We start from the raw sequence: 15,795 nt of genomic DNA, 5'->3' as shown, positions 1-15,795 counted from the left end.
GTGCAGATATAACCGTGCTGTTGCGGGTTTGGAAGCCGGTGGAAATCCGGCGCGGTCGCGCCACTGTGACCAGCGTGTCGAAAACTCTTCGCGCTGGAAGTCAGACCCTGCCGCACAAGCACTCTTTCGACTGAACGCGTCATTCCGGAGGAATACATGTCTGACACCACTTTCACGCCCGTCGCGGTACCGGCGCCGATCCCCGTCGGCGAAATCCTCCCCTGGGCGATCTTCGGCGGCCTGCTGATGCTCATCGCCATCTATTTCGTCGGCACCGAGGAAGGCGCAATGGCGCTGTTCAATGGCATGTATGTGCATGAGTTCGTGCATGACGGCCGTCATCTCCTCGGCTTTCCCTGCCACTAAGGGAATACTGACATGGTTGGAAACCTTTTGCTTCGCGGCATGTTCGCGGGCCTGATTGCTGGCATCCTCGTTTTCGCCTTCGCCCACACCTTCGGCGAGCCGCTGGTCGATGCGGCGATCGCCTTCGAGGAGGCGAGCGCGCAGGCGGCTGGGCAAGCGGCCGAACCTGAAATCGTCAGCCGCGCCACGCAGGCCGGCCTTGGCCTCTTCACCGGCGTCATGGCCTACAGCGTTGCCGTCGGTGGGCTTTTTGCCCTCGCCTTTGCTTTCGTGCACGGCCGCTTCAGCGCTCTTTCGGCGCGTGGCACCTCTGCCGCCATCGCCATCGCCGCCTTCGTGGCGATCGTGCTCGTTCCCGGTATCAAATATCCGGCCAATCCGCCGGCGGTCGGCAGCCCCGACACGATCAACGTCAGGACGGAGCTGTTCTTCCTGATGATCGTCGTTTCGGTCGCGGCGCTGATTGCCGCCGTGGCGCTGGCGCGCCGCCTTTGCGAGCGCTTCGGTCTCTGGAACGGCGCGATCATCGCCGGTCTCGCCTATCTCGTCTTCATCGGCGTCGTACTTTATCTGCTGCCGCCGATCAACGAGGTGCCGGAGAATTTTTCGGCAATGGTGCTCTGGCGATTCCGCACGACCTCGCTCGGCATGCACGCGATTCTATGGGCAACGCTCGGCCTTGCCTTCGGAGTGCTGGCGGAAAGACGGCTTGCCCTCAAGGGCGGGCTGCGGCCCGCTTTCCGGTGAGCCGGCGCATCGGCAGGCTTGCGGCTCTCGTGCTGACCGCAAGTCTGTTCCCATTGCTTGCGAGTAACACGTCTGCCCATGAGCGCGGTACCGGCGGCACCCATGCCGGTCTCGATGTCCCCGCTGTTTCCCACGGCGAGATGGCGGTGCTTTCCGATTACCGCAGCGGGATTATCGAGCTCGCGTCGCGGGCGGTCGACACGAACGAACCGTTCCGCCGCGTCCTGAACTATGCCGAGATCCAGTATTCCTATTGTGTGTGGGGCCGGATGCCGGGCAGCGTGAAGGATGAGGAAAGCCCTTTCAACGAATGCGCCCATGCCTATCTTGCGGCGACGAAAGCCGTGCTGCTGTCGATGCGGGAGATGCCGCGGGAGGCGACTGCGGCGGGTGAAATCATCTCGGCTATCGACGCAGATATGGTGCGTCGCGGGCTCGCGCTCATCACCTGCCAGTTCAGCGGCGAGGCCTTCAACACCGCCGACATCGTCAAGCCGAATTGGAGCAAAGTGCCGCTTCATCCTGCCAGCATGGCATCGTTGACAGGAGTTGCTGCCCTGTTCGGTCTTGCCGTCCTTGCGCTTGGACGCGTCTTGCGGCCGACGGCTCAGTCGTCGGAATAGCGCTGTTCGCGCCACGGATCGCCATACATGTGGTAGCCGTTCTTTTCCCAGAACCCGGCCGTGTCGGCGGGCATCAGCTCGATCTGGCGCAGCCATTTGGCGCTTTTCCAGAAATAGAGATGCGGAACGACGAGGCGCATGGGGCCGCCATGATCCGGCGTCAGCGGCCGGCCTTCCCATGAGGTCGCCAGAATCGCGTCCTCGGCGGCGAAATCGACAAGCGGCAGGTTGGTGGTGTAGCCGTCATAACTCGTCAGCATGACGTAGGCCGCCTCCCTCTTCGGAATGGCGAGATCGAGCAGGTCCCGCGTCGAAACGCCTTTCCAGTTGTTGTCGTAGCGCGACCAGGTTGTGACGCAGTGGATATCGCTGACGTTGGTGCTCTGCTCGATCGCCTGGAAGGCGGCCCAGTTGAGGGTGAGCGGTGTTTCGACCAGGCCGCGGACAGCGAGCCGCCAACTGTCGGTGGAAATGACCGGCTGCTGGCCGAGGTCGAGCACCGGCCAGTTCTTGACGAGGTGCTGACCGGGCGGCAGACGCTCGGCTTGAGGACGGCTGACGCGGCCGGTCAGGAATTTGCCCTCCGCCGCCCAGCGGCGCTTGGAATTGGTCAGCTTGCTGTCGGCGGGCGTCTGGTCGTCGCTCATGAGCGGGTCTCCTTGCGTTGCCGCAATAGGACATTCGGCCCCGCCTGGTGTCAAGTTTCGGCAGACCCTTGGAAATCCCCGTCCGTATCATTAGACTTGGAGCCCGTCGGGCGTGCCTTGCTGGGGAGTGGAGGCAGAAAGGGAGGAGCCGGACCTGTCTTCGAGATATCGTGCGATAGCGGGGCTTTTGGTGGTGCCGCTCGTCATCTTAGCCTTCTTCACCTATGGAAGCGCGATTGCGACGCGCGCCTATATGGAGGAGGCTTCGGCGCAGGCGGGAACGGCATTGCGCCTTGCCGTTTCGGCGCTCAGCGGCCATCTCAACCGCTACGAGGCGCTGCCGGCGCTGATTGCCGATCACGACGATATCAAGGAGTTGGTCAGCACCCCCGACGACATGGCGTTGCGCGAGACTGCCAATCTCTACCTCAAGGAGATCAACGGGCTGTTGAAGTCGTCCGACATCTATGTCGTGAAGCCGGACGGGGAGACGATCGCGGCCAGCAATTATGATGGACCGGGAAGCTTCGTCGGGCAGAATTTCAATTACCGGCCCTATTTTCAGGAGGCGATTGAAGGCCGGCAGGCGCGATTTTATGCGCTCGGCACCACCTCGCTGAAGCGCGGCTATTACTTCTCGGCGCCGATCCGGGTCGAGGCGGATATTCGAGGCGTCATCGTCTTCAAGGTCGATATCGACATGATCGAATCCTCGTGGAGCGGTGGGGAATACAAGATCTTCGTCTCCGATCCGGAGGGCATCATCTTCATGTCGGGCAGCCCGGAATGGCTCTACGGGGCGATCCTGCCGCTGACAGCCGACCGCATCGCCCGTACGGAAGCCTCGCGGCGTTATGCCAATGCCAGGCTGACGGCGCTGCCGGTGACGCGTCATCGCTTCGAACAGCACGAGTTGATGACGCTGGCGAGCGATCGGGGTGCAAGCGAATATTTGGTGCTGTCGCATTACATGCCGGCCGAGGACTGGACGGTGAACGTGCTGATGGAAACCAGCTCCATCCGCGCGCAAGCACGCACCGCACTGGTAGCCGTCTTCCTCATCCTTTGCATCGCAGCGCTTGCCGTCGCTGTGCTTCGCCAGCGGCGGGCGCGGCTTGCCGAGCGCATGCAGATGCAGGCCGAGGCGCAGGGCGAGCTGGAGCGGCGGGTAGAGGAGCGCACCGCCGATCTTGCCCGCGTCAACAGCCGCATCGAAGAGGAGATCTCAGAGCGGCGGTTGACCGAACAGCAGCTTCGCCAGACCCAGGCCGATCTGATCCAGGCCGGCAAGCTTGCCGGACTCGGGCAAATGTCAGCGGCTCTTTCGCATGAGTTCAACCAGCCGCTCGCCGCCGCCAAGACCTATACGGACAGTGCCGCCGTGCTGATCGACCGCGGGCGAATGGAGGAGGCCAGGGACAATATCAGGCGGATCGGCGGGCTGATCGACCGGATGGCCTCGATCAGCCGGCACCTGCGCAACTTCGCCCGCAAACCGAACGAGAAACTCGGGCCGGTTCCTCTCGACGAGGCGATACGCGATACGCTGGAAATCGTCGCATGGCGGCTGAAGGCGGCGGACGCCGAGCTCCGGCTCGATCTCGGAATACGGCCGCCGGTCGTGCGGGCGGGTTCGGTGCGTCTGCAGCAGGTGCTGGTCAACGTCATCTCCAATGCCGCCGATGCCGTCGAAGGGCTGGACGACAGGCGCATCGAGATTTCGGCTTTCAAGGAGGCCGGTAAGGTCGTGCTGACGGTGCGCGATCATGGACCGGGTGTGCCGGCGGCGATTGCCGAGCGCATCTTCGATCCGTTCTTCACGACGAAAGGCGTCGGCAAGGGGCTCGGTCTCGGGCTTTCGATCTCCTATAACATCGTCAAGGATTTCGGCGGCAGCCTTGCCGCCGCCAATCATCCCGAAGGGGGCGCAGTTTTCCGCATTGAGCTGCAATCGGCGGCAGGGCTGATGCCGGAGGCGGCGGAATGAACGAAGCGAAGATCCTGCTGGTCGACGACGAAGAAGAGTTGCGCCGGTCGACGGCGCAGGCGCTGGAGCTTTCCGGCTTCAGCGTCGAGACCTTTTCGAATGGCGATCATGTGCTGGAGCTGATCGGCTACAGCTTTCCCGGGGTCGTGGTCAGCGATATCCGCATGCCCGGCATCGACGGCATGACGCTGATGCAGAAGATCCGCGAGGTCGATCCGGAGGTGCCGGTCATTCTCGTCACCGGCCATGGGGACGTGCAGCTCGCGGTGAAAGCGATGCGGGAGGGCGCCTATGATTTCATCGAGAAGCCGTTCACGGCGGAGATGCTTGCCGGCGTCATTCGCCGGGCGATGGAGCGGCGCGGCCTCGTGCTCGAAAACCGGCTGCTGAAGGCGGTCGCCGGCAAACGCGACGATATCGAGGCGCGGCTGCCGGGACGAACGCAGGTGATGGTGGATCTGCGCTATCGCATCCGGGCGATCGGGGCGAGCGATGCCGATACGCTTATTGTCGGCGAGACCGGCGCTGGCAAGGAAGTGGTGGCCCGTGCGCTTCACGACATCAGTGCCCGGGCAAGCCGGCCGTTCATTGCGATCAATTGCGCCGCGCTGCCGGCGAACCTCATCGAGAGCGAACTCTTCGGCCATGAGCCCGGCGCCTTTCCGGGCGCGGTCAGGTCGCGTTACGGAAAGTTCGAACACGGGCGCGGCGGCACCATCCTGCTCGACGAGATCGGCTCCATGCCCTTCGATCTGCAGGCGAAATTCCTGCGGGTGCTGCAGGAGCGGGTGATCTCCAGGCTCGGATCGAACGAGATCGTGGCGCTCGACGTCCGCTTCATCGCGACGAGCAAGGTCGATCTTGAGGCGGAGGTGGCAGCCGGCCGTTTCCGCGCCGACCTGCTCTACAGGCTGAATGTCGCAACGCTGCACGTGCCGTCGCTGTCGCAACGGCGGCCGGACGTTCCGCTGCTTTTCCTGCAGCTGGTGCGGGAGGCCGCCGCCCGCTACGGCCGTGACGAGCTCACCGTGCCGCCGGAGGTGATCTCCGACATTGCCCAGCGTGACTGGCCCGGCAATGTCCGCGAATTGAGGAATGCCGCCGACCGTCTGGTCCTCGGTCTCGACAATGGCGGGCGGCAGGCCGAGGAGGCGATCGGGCTTGCGGAACGCGTCGCCGAATTCGAGCGGGGCGTCATCGCCAGCGCCCTGATCGCGCATGGCGGCAGTCTCCGGCCGGTCTATGAATCGCTCGGCATTTCCCGCAAGACCCTTTATGAAAAGATGCAGAAATACGGCCTCGACAAGCGCATGCTGATCACCGATGGCTGATCCTGGCCGCATTGCGATGGGTGGATTTCCACCCATCGCAACAGCCATTTGTTTCCAAATCGACCCATGCTGCACCGCACCGCGGCAGAATCTCCTCGTGAAGGCGGTGGCGGTGATTGCGACGCGTTTTTTCAGAGCGGCAAATAGGACATCCCGGCGCGGAGGATGTGCCGGCGGCTTTGATTGTTTCATCAGGGAGGAAACGATGAAAATTCTGAAGGCCATGCTCGGCCTGACCGCGGCTGCCGCGGTCTCTCTTCTCGCCAGCGTCGCTTTGGCGCAGACTTATCCCGAGCGCACCATCACCATGGTCGTCCCTTTCGCGGCCGGTGGCCCGACCGATACCGTCGCACGCCTCGTCGCCGAATCCATGTCGAAGGATCTCGGCCAGCAGATCGTCGTGGAGAACGTCGGCGGCGCCGGCGGCACGCTCGGCGCCGGCCGGGTGGCGAACGCCGATCCCGACGGCTACACTATCCTCCTGCACCATATCGGCATGGCGACCAGCGCCACGCTCTACCGCAAGCTCGCCTATGACACGCTCGGCGCCTTCGATTACGTCGGCCTCGTCACCGAGGTGCCGATGACGATCGTCGCGCGCAAGGACTTCGAGCCGACGGACCTCAAGGGCCTGATCGACTATGTCAAGGCCAACAAGGACAAGGTGACCGTCGCCAATGCCGGCATCGGCGCCGCTTCGCATCTCTGCGGCATGATGTTCATGAGCGCTATCCAGACGCAGCTCACGACCGTTCCCTACAAGGGCACGGGTCCTGCCATGACCGATCTTCTCGGCGGCCAGGTCGATATCATGTGCGACCAGACGACCAACACGACGAAGCAGATCCAGGGCGGCACGATCAAGGCCTATGCGGTGACCTCGCCGAAGCGCCTCGACGTGATGAAGGACATCCCGACGGCGGTCGAAGCCGGCCTGCCGGGTTTCGAAGTCGGTATCTGGCACGGCATCTACACGCCGAAGGGTACGCCCGCCGCGATCAACGAACGGCTGTCGAAGTCGCTGCAGGTGGCGCTGAAGGATCCCAATGTGGGCGCCCGCTTCGCTGAACTGGGCACGGCGCCGTCGTCCGACGCCGATGCGACGCCGGCCGCGCTGAAGGCCAAGCTCGAAAGCGAGATCGCCCGCTGGAAGCCGGTGATCGAGGCTGCCGGGGAATATGCGGATTAGTGAGGGGTGCCAGGAATAGCCCCTCACCATAACCCTCTCCCCGTGCACGGGGAGAGGGGACTGCACGCTCAACGGCAGCGGCCGAGGCGGCGGATGAGGGGCAATCGCTGCAGCAACGACGCTCCATCTCCAACACCAGGAGACACCATGAAATCCATCAGTTTCGATAGCACCAATGCGATCTGCGGCGCGCTTTTCGTCGCCACCGGCGCCTTCTTCGCCGTCCAGTCGCTCTCGCTCGACCTCGGCACGGCACTGCGCATGGGACCGGGTTATTTTCCGCTGGTGCTTGCCTGCGTGCTCGTACTGCTCGGCGCGATCATCTTCATTCAGGCGCTGCGCGTCGAGGGTGAACCGGTCGACGTCTTCGCCTGGCGCGGCATGCTCTTCATTCTGCCGGCGCCGGTCTTTTTCGGGTTGACTGTGCGCGGGCTCGGATTTGCGCCGGCGCTGTTCGTCACCGCCTTCATCGCCTGCTTCGCGTCGCGCAAGATGAACGTGGTGTTTGCCATCATCCTGTCGCTGCTGCTGACGATCTTTTCGGTGGCCGTCTTCAGCTATGGGCTCGGGTTGCCGTTCGAGCGCTTCGGCCCCTGGGTCCGGTTCTAGGAGGCGACGGTGGATCTCTTCAGCAATCTCGCACTCGGCTTTGCCACCGCGGCAACCTTCGACAATCTTCTCTTCTGCCTGATCGGTGTGCTGCTCGGCACGCTGATCGGCGTGCTTCCCGGCATCGGCGCGACGGCAACGATCGCCATGCTTCTGCCGATCACCTTCCAGCTCGAGCCGGTCTCCTCGCTCATCATGCTCGCCGGCATCTATTACGGCGCGCAATATGGCGGCTCGACGACGGCGATCCTCATCAATATGCCGGGCGAATCCTCTTCCGCAGTTACCGCAATCGACGGCTACCAGATGGCGCGCAAGGGCAGGGCGGGGGCGGCGCTGGCGATCGCCGCACTCGGCTCGTTCTTCGCCGGCACCGTCTCGACCTTCCTCGTCGCGATCTTCGCGCCGCCGCTGACCGACATCGCGCTGCGATTCGGCTCTGCCGAATATTTCTCGCTGATGATCGTCGGTCTCGTCTCCTCGATCGCGCTCGCGCACGGCTCGGTCGTCAAGGCGTTGGCGATGGTGGCGCTCGGGCTGCTGCTCGGCCTCGTCGGGACCGATATTTACACCGGCACGCCGCGCTTCACGCTTGGAATCCGCGAATATGCCGACGGACTGAACTTCGTGGCGCTCGCCGTCGGCGTCTTCGGCGTGGCGGAAATCCTGCGCAACCTCGAAGGCGAGTCGACACGCACGGTGCTGATGGCCAAGGTTTCGGGCCTTTTGCCTTCGCGCCAGGAATTCAAGGAGATGATTGCGCCGATGGTCCGCGGCACGGCGATCGGTTCGGCACTCGGCATCCTGCCGGGTGGCGGCGCCATCCTTGCCTCCTTCGCCTCCTATACGGTGGAAAAACGCCTGTCGAAGACGCCGCAGGAATTCGGCAAGGGCGCGGTCGCCGGCGTGGCGGGTCCGGAATCGGCCAACAATGCCGGGGCGCAGACTTCGTTCATTCCGCTGCTGACCCTCGGCATTCCGGCCAATCCCGTCATGGCGCTGATGATCGGCGCCATGATCATCCAGGGCATTGTGCCGGGACCGAATGTCGCCACCGAGCAGCCGGCGCTGTTCTGGGGTATCATCGCCTCGATGTGGATCGGCAATCTGATGCTCGTGATCCTGAACCTGCCGCTGATCGGGCTCTGGGTGAAGCTTCTGACCGTGCCCTATTACGTGCTCTTCCCGATCATCATGGCTTTCTGCTCGATCGGGGTCTACAGCGTCAACGCCAATGTCTACGACCTCTATGCCGTCGCCTTCTTCGGTTTCATCGGCTACGTGCTGGCAAAGCTTCGCTGCGAGCCGGCGCCGCTTCTGCTCGGTTTCGTGCTCGGGCCGCTTCTGGAAGAGAACCTCAGGCGCGCCATGATCCTGTCGCGCGGTGATCCGACCACCTTCGTCACCCGTCCGATCAGCGCCACGCTGCTGGCGATCGCGGTTGCCGTGCTGATCGTCGTCTTCCTGCCCAGCGTCAAGCGGAAGCGCGAGGAGGTGTTCGTCGAGGAGGCGTGAGGGGTTGAACTCGCCGCTTGTTTGATGAACAAGGGATGATCTGACGCGGGCGCCGGTTGGGCGCCCGCATGAAGGGATATTCGGGCTCATGAGCATCCCCGCCGGGATCACCGACGATCTGCCGTTCCTCACCGCTTTGCGCCGTGATTTTCACGCCCATCCCGAACTCGGTTTCGAAGAGGAGCGAACCGCCGGCATCGTCGCAAGGCTTCTCGAAGAGGCCGGCGTCGCGGTGCATCGCGGCCTTGGCGGCACCGGCGTGGTCGGCACGCTCAAGGTCGGCGATGGCACGCGCAGGATCGGGCTGAGAGCCGATATGGATGCGCTCGCCATGCCTGAGACGGCGGAGCGGCCTTATAAATCGACCGCGCCCGGCAAGATGCATGCCTGCGGCCATGATGGCCATATGGCGATGCTGCTTGGCGCCGCACGGCACCTTGCGGCGACGCGGGGTTTTTCCGGCACGGTGCATTTCATCTTCCAGCCGGCCGAGGAGGGACGCGGCGGCGCGAAGCGCATGGTGGAGGAGGGGCTGTTTACGCTTTTCCCCTGCGACGCCGTCTATGGCCTGCACAATATGCCGGGGCTTGCGGTCGATGAGATCGCCGTGGTCGCGGGCCCGCAGCTCGCCTCTTCCGACAGCTGGCGCGTCACCTTTCGCGGGATCGGTACGCACGGCGCCAAGCCGCATCTCGGCCGCGATCCGGTCACTGCCGCCGGCACGTTCCTGTCATCGCTGCAGGCGATTGTCGGACGCGTCGTCGATCCGCTGCAGCCGGCTGTCGTCAGCGCCTGCTTCCTGCAGGCGGGGGACCGTAAGGCGCTGAATGTCATTCCCGATATCGTGGAGATCGGCGGGACAGCACGGGCCTATTCGTCTGACGTGCGCGATCAGCTGGAGGTCGAGATTGGCCGGCTGGCGAATGGAACGGCTGCCATGTACGGCATATCAGCCGACTATCATTTTGAGCGACGCATTCCGCCCGTCGTCAATGATGGGGATGCGACTGCCCGCGCGCTTACTGCTGCCGGCACCGTCTTCGGTGAAAAAGTGCGGACAAACTTTCCGCCGTCGACGGCGGGCGACGACTTCGCCTTTTTCGCGCAGAAGGCGCCGGGCTGTTATGTATGGCTCGGAAACGGGCCGGCGGTGGACGGAGCGCTGCATCACAATACGGCTTATGATTTCAATGATGAGGCGCTTGGTTATGGGGCGGCCTATTGGGTCGCGTTGGTGGAGCGGGAGTTGAAGGGTTAGAATTGCGTTTGCAGCCCCCTCATCCGCCCTACGGGCACCTTCTCCCCGCGGGGAGAACGGGATTCGAGACCTCGCGGCAAGTCTCTTCTCCCCAGCGGGGAGAAGGTGGCGGCAGCCGGATGAGGGGGCCGCCCGGCATGAACCTCGCTATTTCAACAAGCCTTACAAAACCTCCAGCACCGGGCTTTCCATCACTCTCCCCATCACCACATCCGCAATGCCCCTGTCCGTCTGGTGCGGGCCTGCGTTGCAAGCGAGTGTCGCGCCGAAGCAGGCCTTGAAGACCCGGTAGGGCGGCCTCCAGTCGACAATTTTTTCCATGGCCTTGCGGATGGCGGCGAAGGCCGAAGCGGTGTCCGTCAGCGATACGCCGGTCACCAGGCCGGAGAGGGGCAGCGGCAGGATCGCCTCGATCTTTCCGTCTTTGGCGACCGCCATGCCGCCGCCGGCTGAGATGACGGCGTTGGCGGCGAGCGCCATGTCGCGAGCATTGCCGCCGAAGACGGTGAGGTTGTGGCTGTCATGCGAGACGGTGGTGCAGAAGGCGCCGCGCCATTCGCCCCAGCCGGTGAGGAAGCCGATGTGCGGGGCACCCTCTGCCTTGCCGTGCCGATGGGCAACGGCGATCATGGCGCTGCCGGCCGGCGGCACCACGAAACCGTCTCTGACCTCCGTCTCCGCCTCGCCCCATTGCGTGAAGCGCGGTCGTTCGATGGTGGCGACGCGGACGCGCGCGCCTTCCGATGGAATGAGGAAGTCATTTTCGCAGAGTGGCGGGAGCTTCACCGAATTTTCAAGCGGCGCCGTATCGAGCCGCTGGACGTCCAACTGCATGCTGCCATCGCGGGCGACGATGCGGCCGCCTGAGATGACCAGCCGCGCCCGGAATTCGATGAGATCCTCGAAGAATACGATATCGGCGCGGCGTCCGGCGGCGATGAGCCCGAGATCGGAGCGCTTCAGCCGCTCCGCAGCGTTGAAGGTCGCGGCCCGGAGCGCCCATTCCGGCTTCATGCCGTAGCGCACCAGACGGCGGATGACGTCGTCGAGGCCACCGCCTTCGCAGAGTTCATCGGGAAACACGTCGTCGGTGCAGAGCGTGACGGTCGGCGGCAGGTGGCCGAGACCATTCAGCACCTCGACGAATTCCTTGAGCAAATGGTGGTGCGAGCCGCGCAGTTCGATCGTCAGGCCGGCGGCAAGCTTGGCGGCGAGGTCGGCGCCGGAGGTGAGCTCATGGTCTGAGGTGACGCCCGCCGCCATGAAGGCGTTGAGATCAGGCCCTTGGAGGCTGCGGGCATGGCCGCAGACGAGTTTGCCGGAGGCAAGGCCGGCATTGACGATGGCGGTCATGCGGGGATCACCGCCGATGACGCCCCGCATGTTCATGACTTCGGCGACGCCGCCGACGGCGGAGGAGCGCAGCATCTCAGCGATGACGGCGGCATCGAAATCGGCGCCGGCAAGTTCTAGGCCCGGTGCAGATGGCACGCAGGAAGGGGCAAGTAGGATCACGCGCAGCGGCAAAGCACGTGTCGCCTCTATTGCCCAGCGCACGCCGTCGAGGCCGTGCACATTGCCGAACTCGTGCGGATCCCAGACGATGGTGGTGACGCCGCGCGGTAGCACGGCACTCGCATATTCGGCGGGCGTCACCATCGAGCTTTCGATATGCATGTGCGTGTCGATCAGGCCGGGCGTCAAAATGCTGCCCGCCGCATCGATGATCTCGGCCGCATCCGTCCGGCTTGCCGGAGCATGGACGCTGGCGATCAGCGCGCCGACGAGACCAATATCGGCGTCCCTGATCAGGCCCGTCACCGCATCGAGCAGCCGGCCGCCGGTAATCAGCACGTCGAAGGGGGCATCGCCGCGCGCAGCCGCAACGGCGCGGGCGCGCAAGGCAGGATCGTTGAGATCGGCGGGTTCCTGGCGAGAGGTGACGTTCATTTGCGGGCCTCGTTGACCAGGGCGGCGAGAATGATGGCACGCGTCCTGTCGCCATCGATGTCGTCGGCGAATTGCGCATTGAAACTCGCATGGGTGGCGCGGGTCTCGACGACGGTGCGGCCACGCGTCAGGCTGCCCTGCAGCTCGACGTCGATGCGTGCCTGCCGGAAGTTGACGATATCGGGAGCGACGAAGGCGACGGCGGCGCAGGGGTCGTAGATCGCCATTGCAGGGCGGCCGCGGCGGGTGGCGATGCTGATGTAACCGGCGAACATGTCGGCGATCAGTTCGGCATTGGCGCCACCGGCATTGCGCACCGGCTCGGTATCTTCAGGCCGCGCCAGCACCTTGCGGCAAAGATCGAGATCGACCATGCGCAGCGGCAGGCCATGGGCGATGACGATCGCCAGCGATTCGGGATCGGCCAGCGCGTTGAACTCGGCAGACGCCGTGTGATTGCCCGAGGTTACGCCGCCGCCCATCCAGACCAGGTCGTCGATGCGGGCGGCAAGCTCGGGACGGGCGAGCACCACGGCGGCGATATTGGTGAGAGGCCCGAGCGCCAGGATACGGTGTGGCCCGTCGCCTTCGAGCCAGCGGCAGAGCGCGATGAAGGCATCGCTTTCAACAAGGGTGGCCGCCGTCGGCAGGCTCTTGCCGATGGTCGGAATGCCGGTCTCGCCGAGGATCGCCTGAGCGGTTTCGATCTTGCCGAGAACCGGCATGGCCCGGCCGGTATGGATCGGGAATGTCCAGCCGAAGGCAGTGGCGGCGCCGGCGGCATTTTTTCTCACCTGCGGCAGCGGCGCATTGCCGAAGACGAGCGAGACGCCGTCGATTTCGAATTCCGACTGTGCCACTACCAGAATGGCGGCGATATCGTCGAAGCCCATGTCGGTATCGATCCACACACCCATGATTTCACCCGAAGCGTTTGAGATTGGCGGCGTCGGCAACCGGCAGATCGAAGGTGAGCGTGCTGCCGATTCCGTATGGCGCCAGGCTTGCATCGATCTCGGCCTTGATGGCGCCAAGCGGCGTATCGAGGAGATATTCGCGGCTGTTGCCGGCAAAAGACGTGCCGCGCACGGTGCCCTGGAACGGACCGGAGCCGAGGGTTACGGCACGCGGGCGCCAAGCGAGTCCCGCTGTTTGCGGCGGTGGAGCGGGCAGCGCGACCGGCCCGTTCGGCGTCGCAAGCTTTCCCTCCTTCAGCGCAAAGACATTCTCAAAGCCGACGAAATCGGCGACGAAGGCGGAGATGGGGTTGTTGTAGATTTCTTCCGGCGTGCCGATCTGTTCGATGGCGCCGTTCAGCATGACGACGATGCGGTCGGCGAGTGCCAGCGCCTCCGTCTGGTCGTGCGTGACGAAGATCATGGTGACGCCGGTCTCCTTCTGCACGCGCTGCAATTCGGCGCGCATTTCCAGGCGAAGCCGGGCGTCGAGATTGGAGAGCGGCTCGTCGAGCAGCAGCACTTTCGGCTCCATCACCATCGAGCGGGCGAGCGCCACGCGCTGCTGCTGACCGCCGGAGAGTTCCGCGGGTTTGCGGCCGGTGAATGCGGCGAGGCCGACGGATTTCAGGCCGGCGCCGACGCGGGCATCGAGATCGGCGCCCGAGATACCCTTGAGCCGCAGGCCGAAGGCAACGTTCTCGTAGACCGTCAGATGCGGAAAGAGCGCGTAGGATTGGAAGACGAGGCCGACAGCGCGCTTGTTGGCGGAGACACGGGTGATATCGGCGCCGTCGAGGCGGATGCGGCCGGAGGCTGGCGTCAGCAGACCGGCAATGGCGCGCATCGTCGTCGTCTTGCCGCAGCCCGAGGGGCCGAGAAGGGCGACGAGTTCGCCTTTGCCGATCGAAAGGTCGAGGTCCTTCACCGCGACCGTATCGCCATAGGCGAGCGTCAGCTTGTCGAGTTGAAGATAGGCATCAGACATAACGCGAGAATCCCAGGAAACGCTCAGCGAGGAAGACAATGCCGATCGAGAGGAAGGCGAGAAGGGCGGAGAGCGCCGCGATCGAGGGGTCGTAGGTGGTTTCCATGTAACCCAGCATGTCGATCGGCAGCGTGCGTACACCGGGGCCGGAGAGGAAGAGCGACACAGGCACCTGATTGAAGCTGGTGACGAAGCCGAGAATGAAGGCGGCCAGGATGCCGCCACGGATATTCGGCATGACGACGCGAAAGAAAGCGCCGAGCCTGGAGGAGCCGAGCAGGACGGCGGCCTCTTCGATGTCCGACCGCAGATTATCGAGGCTCGCCGAAACGACGCGCACGGCATAAGGCAAGACCAGGGCCGTATGGGCGAAAAACAGCGCCAGCGTGATGTCGAAGCCGAAGGGCACGACGAGATAACGCAGCAGCGCCAGGCCGACGATGATGCCGGGAACGATGATCGGCAGCGAGACGATGGTGCGAACGGTCTCGGCCGCCGGCAGCCGGTAGCGCGACAGGGCGTAGGCGGCGGGGATGCCGAGGACCAGGGCCGCCAGCGTTCCGAAGACGGCGAGGAACATCGACATGGCGAAGCTGTCGCGGAAACTTTCGATGGTGAAGACTTTCGCCACCCAGCGCAGCGACAGGCCCTGCGGCGGGAAGGCCAGCGTATCGCCGGATGACAGCGAAGCGGCAATGATGATCAGGAACGGGCCGATCAGGAAGACCAGCAGAAGAAAAAGCACGATGGGCGAAAACAGCCGCAGGGTCATCGGCGGTTCCTCGCTGTCGCAAGGCGTTTCAGCAGGATGTTGGCGGCAAAGCTCATGACGATCAGGATGAAGGCAATGACGCTTGCCGAGACGAAATTGTTGGCGACGGAAACCTGCTGGTACATCAGCGTTTCGAGCATCAGCACCTTGGAACCACCGAGCACGGCAGGGGTGATATAGGCGGTCAATGAGCCGGTGAAGACGAGCGTGCCACCGATGACAAGCCCTTCACGCGTCAGCGGCAGGACGACCTTCCGAAAGACCTGGAACCAGTTGGCGCCAAGCACGCGGGCGGCGGGAATCGCATCCCTCGGCATGTTTTCAAGCGCGCTGATCAGCGACAGGATCATCAGCGGCAGGAAGAGCTGCAGCAGGCCGATGAAGACGGCGGTTTCGGTGAACAGCAGCCGCAGCGGCTCGGCACTGAGGCCGAGGCCTGTTATCGCCTGGTTGACGATGCCGGTGCGGCCGAGAATGACGATCCAGGCATAAGTGCGCGCTACCGGCGAGATCATCAGCGGCAGGGTGACGAGGCCGATCATGCGGCCCTTGCCGTTCGCCGGCAGATTGACGATGGCGAAGGCGGCTGCATAACCGATGATTGCCGAGACCGCCGTGACTTCGAGACCGAGCCGGAAGCTGCGCAGGAAAACGGTGCGGTTCAGCGTCTGCGAGAAGAAATCGGCATAGGCCGACAGCGTCCAGCCGCCACCGGCGCGGAAGCCCTCCGACAGCAGGATCGCGACGGGCAACAGAAAGACCAGGGTCGCAAACACGGCTGCCGGCAAGGCAAGCGCCAGGGCTTCTGCGCGGTTCTGGAACATGAGGCGCCTTTCGAGCGGACATAGGATGGTCCC

Annotated in this window: 15 protein-coding genes and 1 riboswitch; of the genes, 9 read left to right on the top strand and 6 right to left on the bottom strand. The window is 64.1% G+C overall.

The features are described 5' to 3' along the window. The first annotated feature begins 1 nt into the window (after position 1). Positions 2–144: riboswitch (adenosylcobalamin (AdoCbl) riboswitch) on the top strand. A gap of 12 nt (positions 145–156) precedes the next feature. Genes AMC88_RS17715 through AMC88_RS17705 form a run of 3 tightly spaced genes read left to right on the top strand, consistent with a single transcriptional unit; the run spans position 157 to position 1,736 of the window. Further along, positions 157–366 (top strand): CbtB domain-containing protein, encoded by a 210-nt coding sequence (locus tag AMC88_RS17715; protein WP_064822664.1) that lies wholly within the window; start codon positions 157–159, stop codon positions 364–366. Positions 367–378: 12 nt separating this feature from the next. Beyond that, positions 379–1,113 (top strand): CbtA family protein, encoded by a 735-nt coding sequence (locus AMC88_RS17710; RefSeq protein ID WP_064822663.1) that lies wholly within the window; start codon positions 379–381, stop codon positions 1,111–1,113. Further along, on the top strand, positions 1,110–1,736 hold the full coding sequence (locus tag AMC88_RS17705; protein WP_064825585.1) for a hypothetical protein: 627 nt from the start codon (positions 1,110–1,112) through the stop codon (positions 1,734–1,736). The genes AMC88_RS17710 and AMC88_RS17705 overlap by 4 nt, the downstream gene beginning before the upstream one ends. Here AMC88_RS17705 and AMC88_RS17700 read toward each other — a convergent pair. Then, positions 1,721–2,383, bottom strand: coding sequence for a sulfite oxidase-like oxidoreductase (locus AMC88_RS17700; protein WP_012485067.1), 663 nt, complete (start codon positions 2,381–2,383; stop codon positions 1,721–1,723). The genes AMC88_RS17705 and AMC88_RS17700 overlap by 16 nt on opposite strands. 112 nt (positions 2,384–2,495) lie before the next feature. On the opposite strand from AMC88_RS17700, the gene AMC88_RS17695 reads away from it, so the two are divergent. The 6 genes from AMC88_RS17695 (at position 2,496) to AMC88_RS17670 (ending at position 10,272) form a co-directional block, all read left to right on the top strand. Beyond that, the gene (locus AMC88_RS17695) at positions 2,496–4,370 is read left to right on the top strand and encodes a sensor histidine kinase (protein WP_237353151.1); all 1,875 of its coding nucleotides are present in this window, start codon (positions 2,496–2,498) and stop codon (positions 4,368–4,370) included. Beyond that, positions 4,367–5,701 carry a sigma-54-dependent transcriptional regulator gene (locus AMC88_RS17690; protein WP_012485065.1) on the top strand — a complete coding sequence of 445 codons (1,335 nt, stop codon included), beginning with the start codon at positions 4,367–4,369 and terminating at the stop codon, positions 5,699–5,701. The genes AMC88_RS17695 and AMC88_RS17690 overlap by 4 nt, the downstream gene beginning before the upstream one ends. A gap of 205 nt (positions 5,702–5,906) precedes the next feature. After that, positions 5,907–6,890: a tripartite tricarboxylate transporter substrate binding protein BugD gene (locus AMC88_RS17685; RefSeq protein ID WP_064825584.1), complete on the top strand. Its 984-nt coding sequence runs from the start codon at positions 5,907–5,909 to the stop codon at positions 6,888–6,890. Positions 6,891–7,037: 147 nt separating this feature from the next. After that, the gene (locus AMC88_RS17680; RefSeq protein WP_064825583.1) at positions 7,038–7,499 is read left to right on the top strand and encodes a tripartite tricarboxylate transporter TctB family protein; all 462 of its coding nucleotides are present in this window, start codon (positions 7,038–7,040) and stop codon (positions 7,497–7,499) included. Positions 7,500–7,508: 9 nt separating this feature from the next. Beyond that, positions 7,509–9,014, top strand: coding sequence for a tripartite tricarboxylate transporter permease (locus AMC88_RS17675; protein WP_064825582.1), 1,506 nt, complete (start codon positions 7,509–7,511; stop codon positions 9,012–9,014). Positions 9,015–9,102: 88 nt separating this feature from the next. Beyond that, a complete protein-coding gene (locus tag AMC88_RS17670) occupies positions 9,103–10,272 on the top strand; it encodes a M20 aminoacylase family protein (protein ID WP_064825581.1) in 1,170 nt (389 codons plus the stop codon). 162 nt (positions 10,273–10,434) lie between these two features. On the opposite strand, the gene AMC88_RS17665 is transcribed toward AMC88_RS17670, so the two are convergent. Genes AMC88_RS17665 through AMC88_RS17645 form a run of 5 tightly spaced genes read right to left on the bottom strand, consistent with a single transcriptional unit; the run spans position 10,435 to position 15,762 of the window. Beyond that, positions 10,435–12,222 carry an adenine deaminase gene (locus tag AMC88_RS17665; protein WP_064825580.1) on the bottom strand — a complete coding sequence of 596 codons (1,788 nt, stop codon included), beginning with the start codon at positions 12,220–12,222 and terminating at the stop codon, positions 10,435–10,437. Further along, positions 12,219–13,139, bottom strand: a complete 921-nt coding sequence (locus AMC88_RS17660; protein WP_064825579.1) for a nucleoside hydrolase — start codon at positions 13,137–13,139, stop codon at positions 12,219–12,221. The genes AMC88_RS17665 and AMC88_RS17660 overlap by 4 nt, the downstream gene beginning before the upstream one ends. 4 nt (positions 13,140–13,143) lie before the next feature. After that, positions 13,144–14,166, bottom strand: coding sequence for an ABC transporter ATP-binding protein (locus AMC88_RS17655; RefSeq protein WP_064825578.1), 1,023 nt, complete (start codon positions 14,164–14,166; stop codon positions 13,144–13,146). After that, positions 14,159–14,938, bottom strand: coding sequence for an ABC transporter permease (locus tag AMC88_RS17650; RefSeq protein ID WP_010023577.1), 780 nt, complete (start codon positions 14,936–14,938; stop codon positions 14,159–14,161). The genes AMC88_RS17655 and AMC88_RS17650 overlap by 8 nt, the downstream gene beginning before the upstream one ends. Beyond that, positions 14,935–15,762, bottom strand: a complete 828-nt coding sequence (locus AMC88_RS17645; RefSeq protein WP_064825577.1) for an ABC transporter permease — start codon at positions 15,760–15,762, stop codon at positions 14,935–14,937. Before AMC88_RS17645 ends, AMC88_RS17650 begins: the two co-directional genes overlap by 4 nt. Between the last annotated feature and the right edge of the window lie 33 nt (positions 15,763–15,795).

The organism is Rhizobium phaseoli (assembly GCF_001664385.1).
In the GTDB taxonomy this organism is placed as follows: domain Bacteria; phylum Pseudomonadota; class Alphaproteobacteria; order Rhizobiales; family Rhizobiaceae; genus Rhizobium; species Rhizobium phaseoli.
Note: the sequence above shows the minus strand (reverse complement) of the source record. Positions and strands in the feature narration are given on the sequence as shown.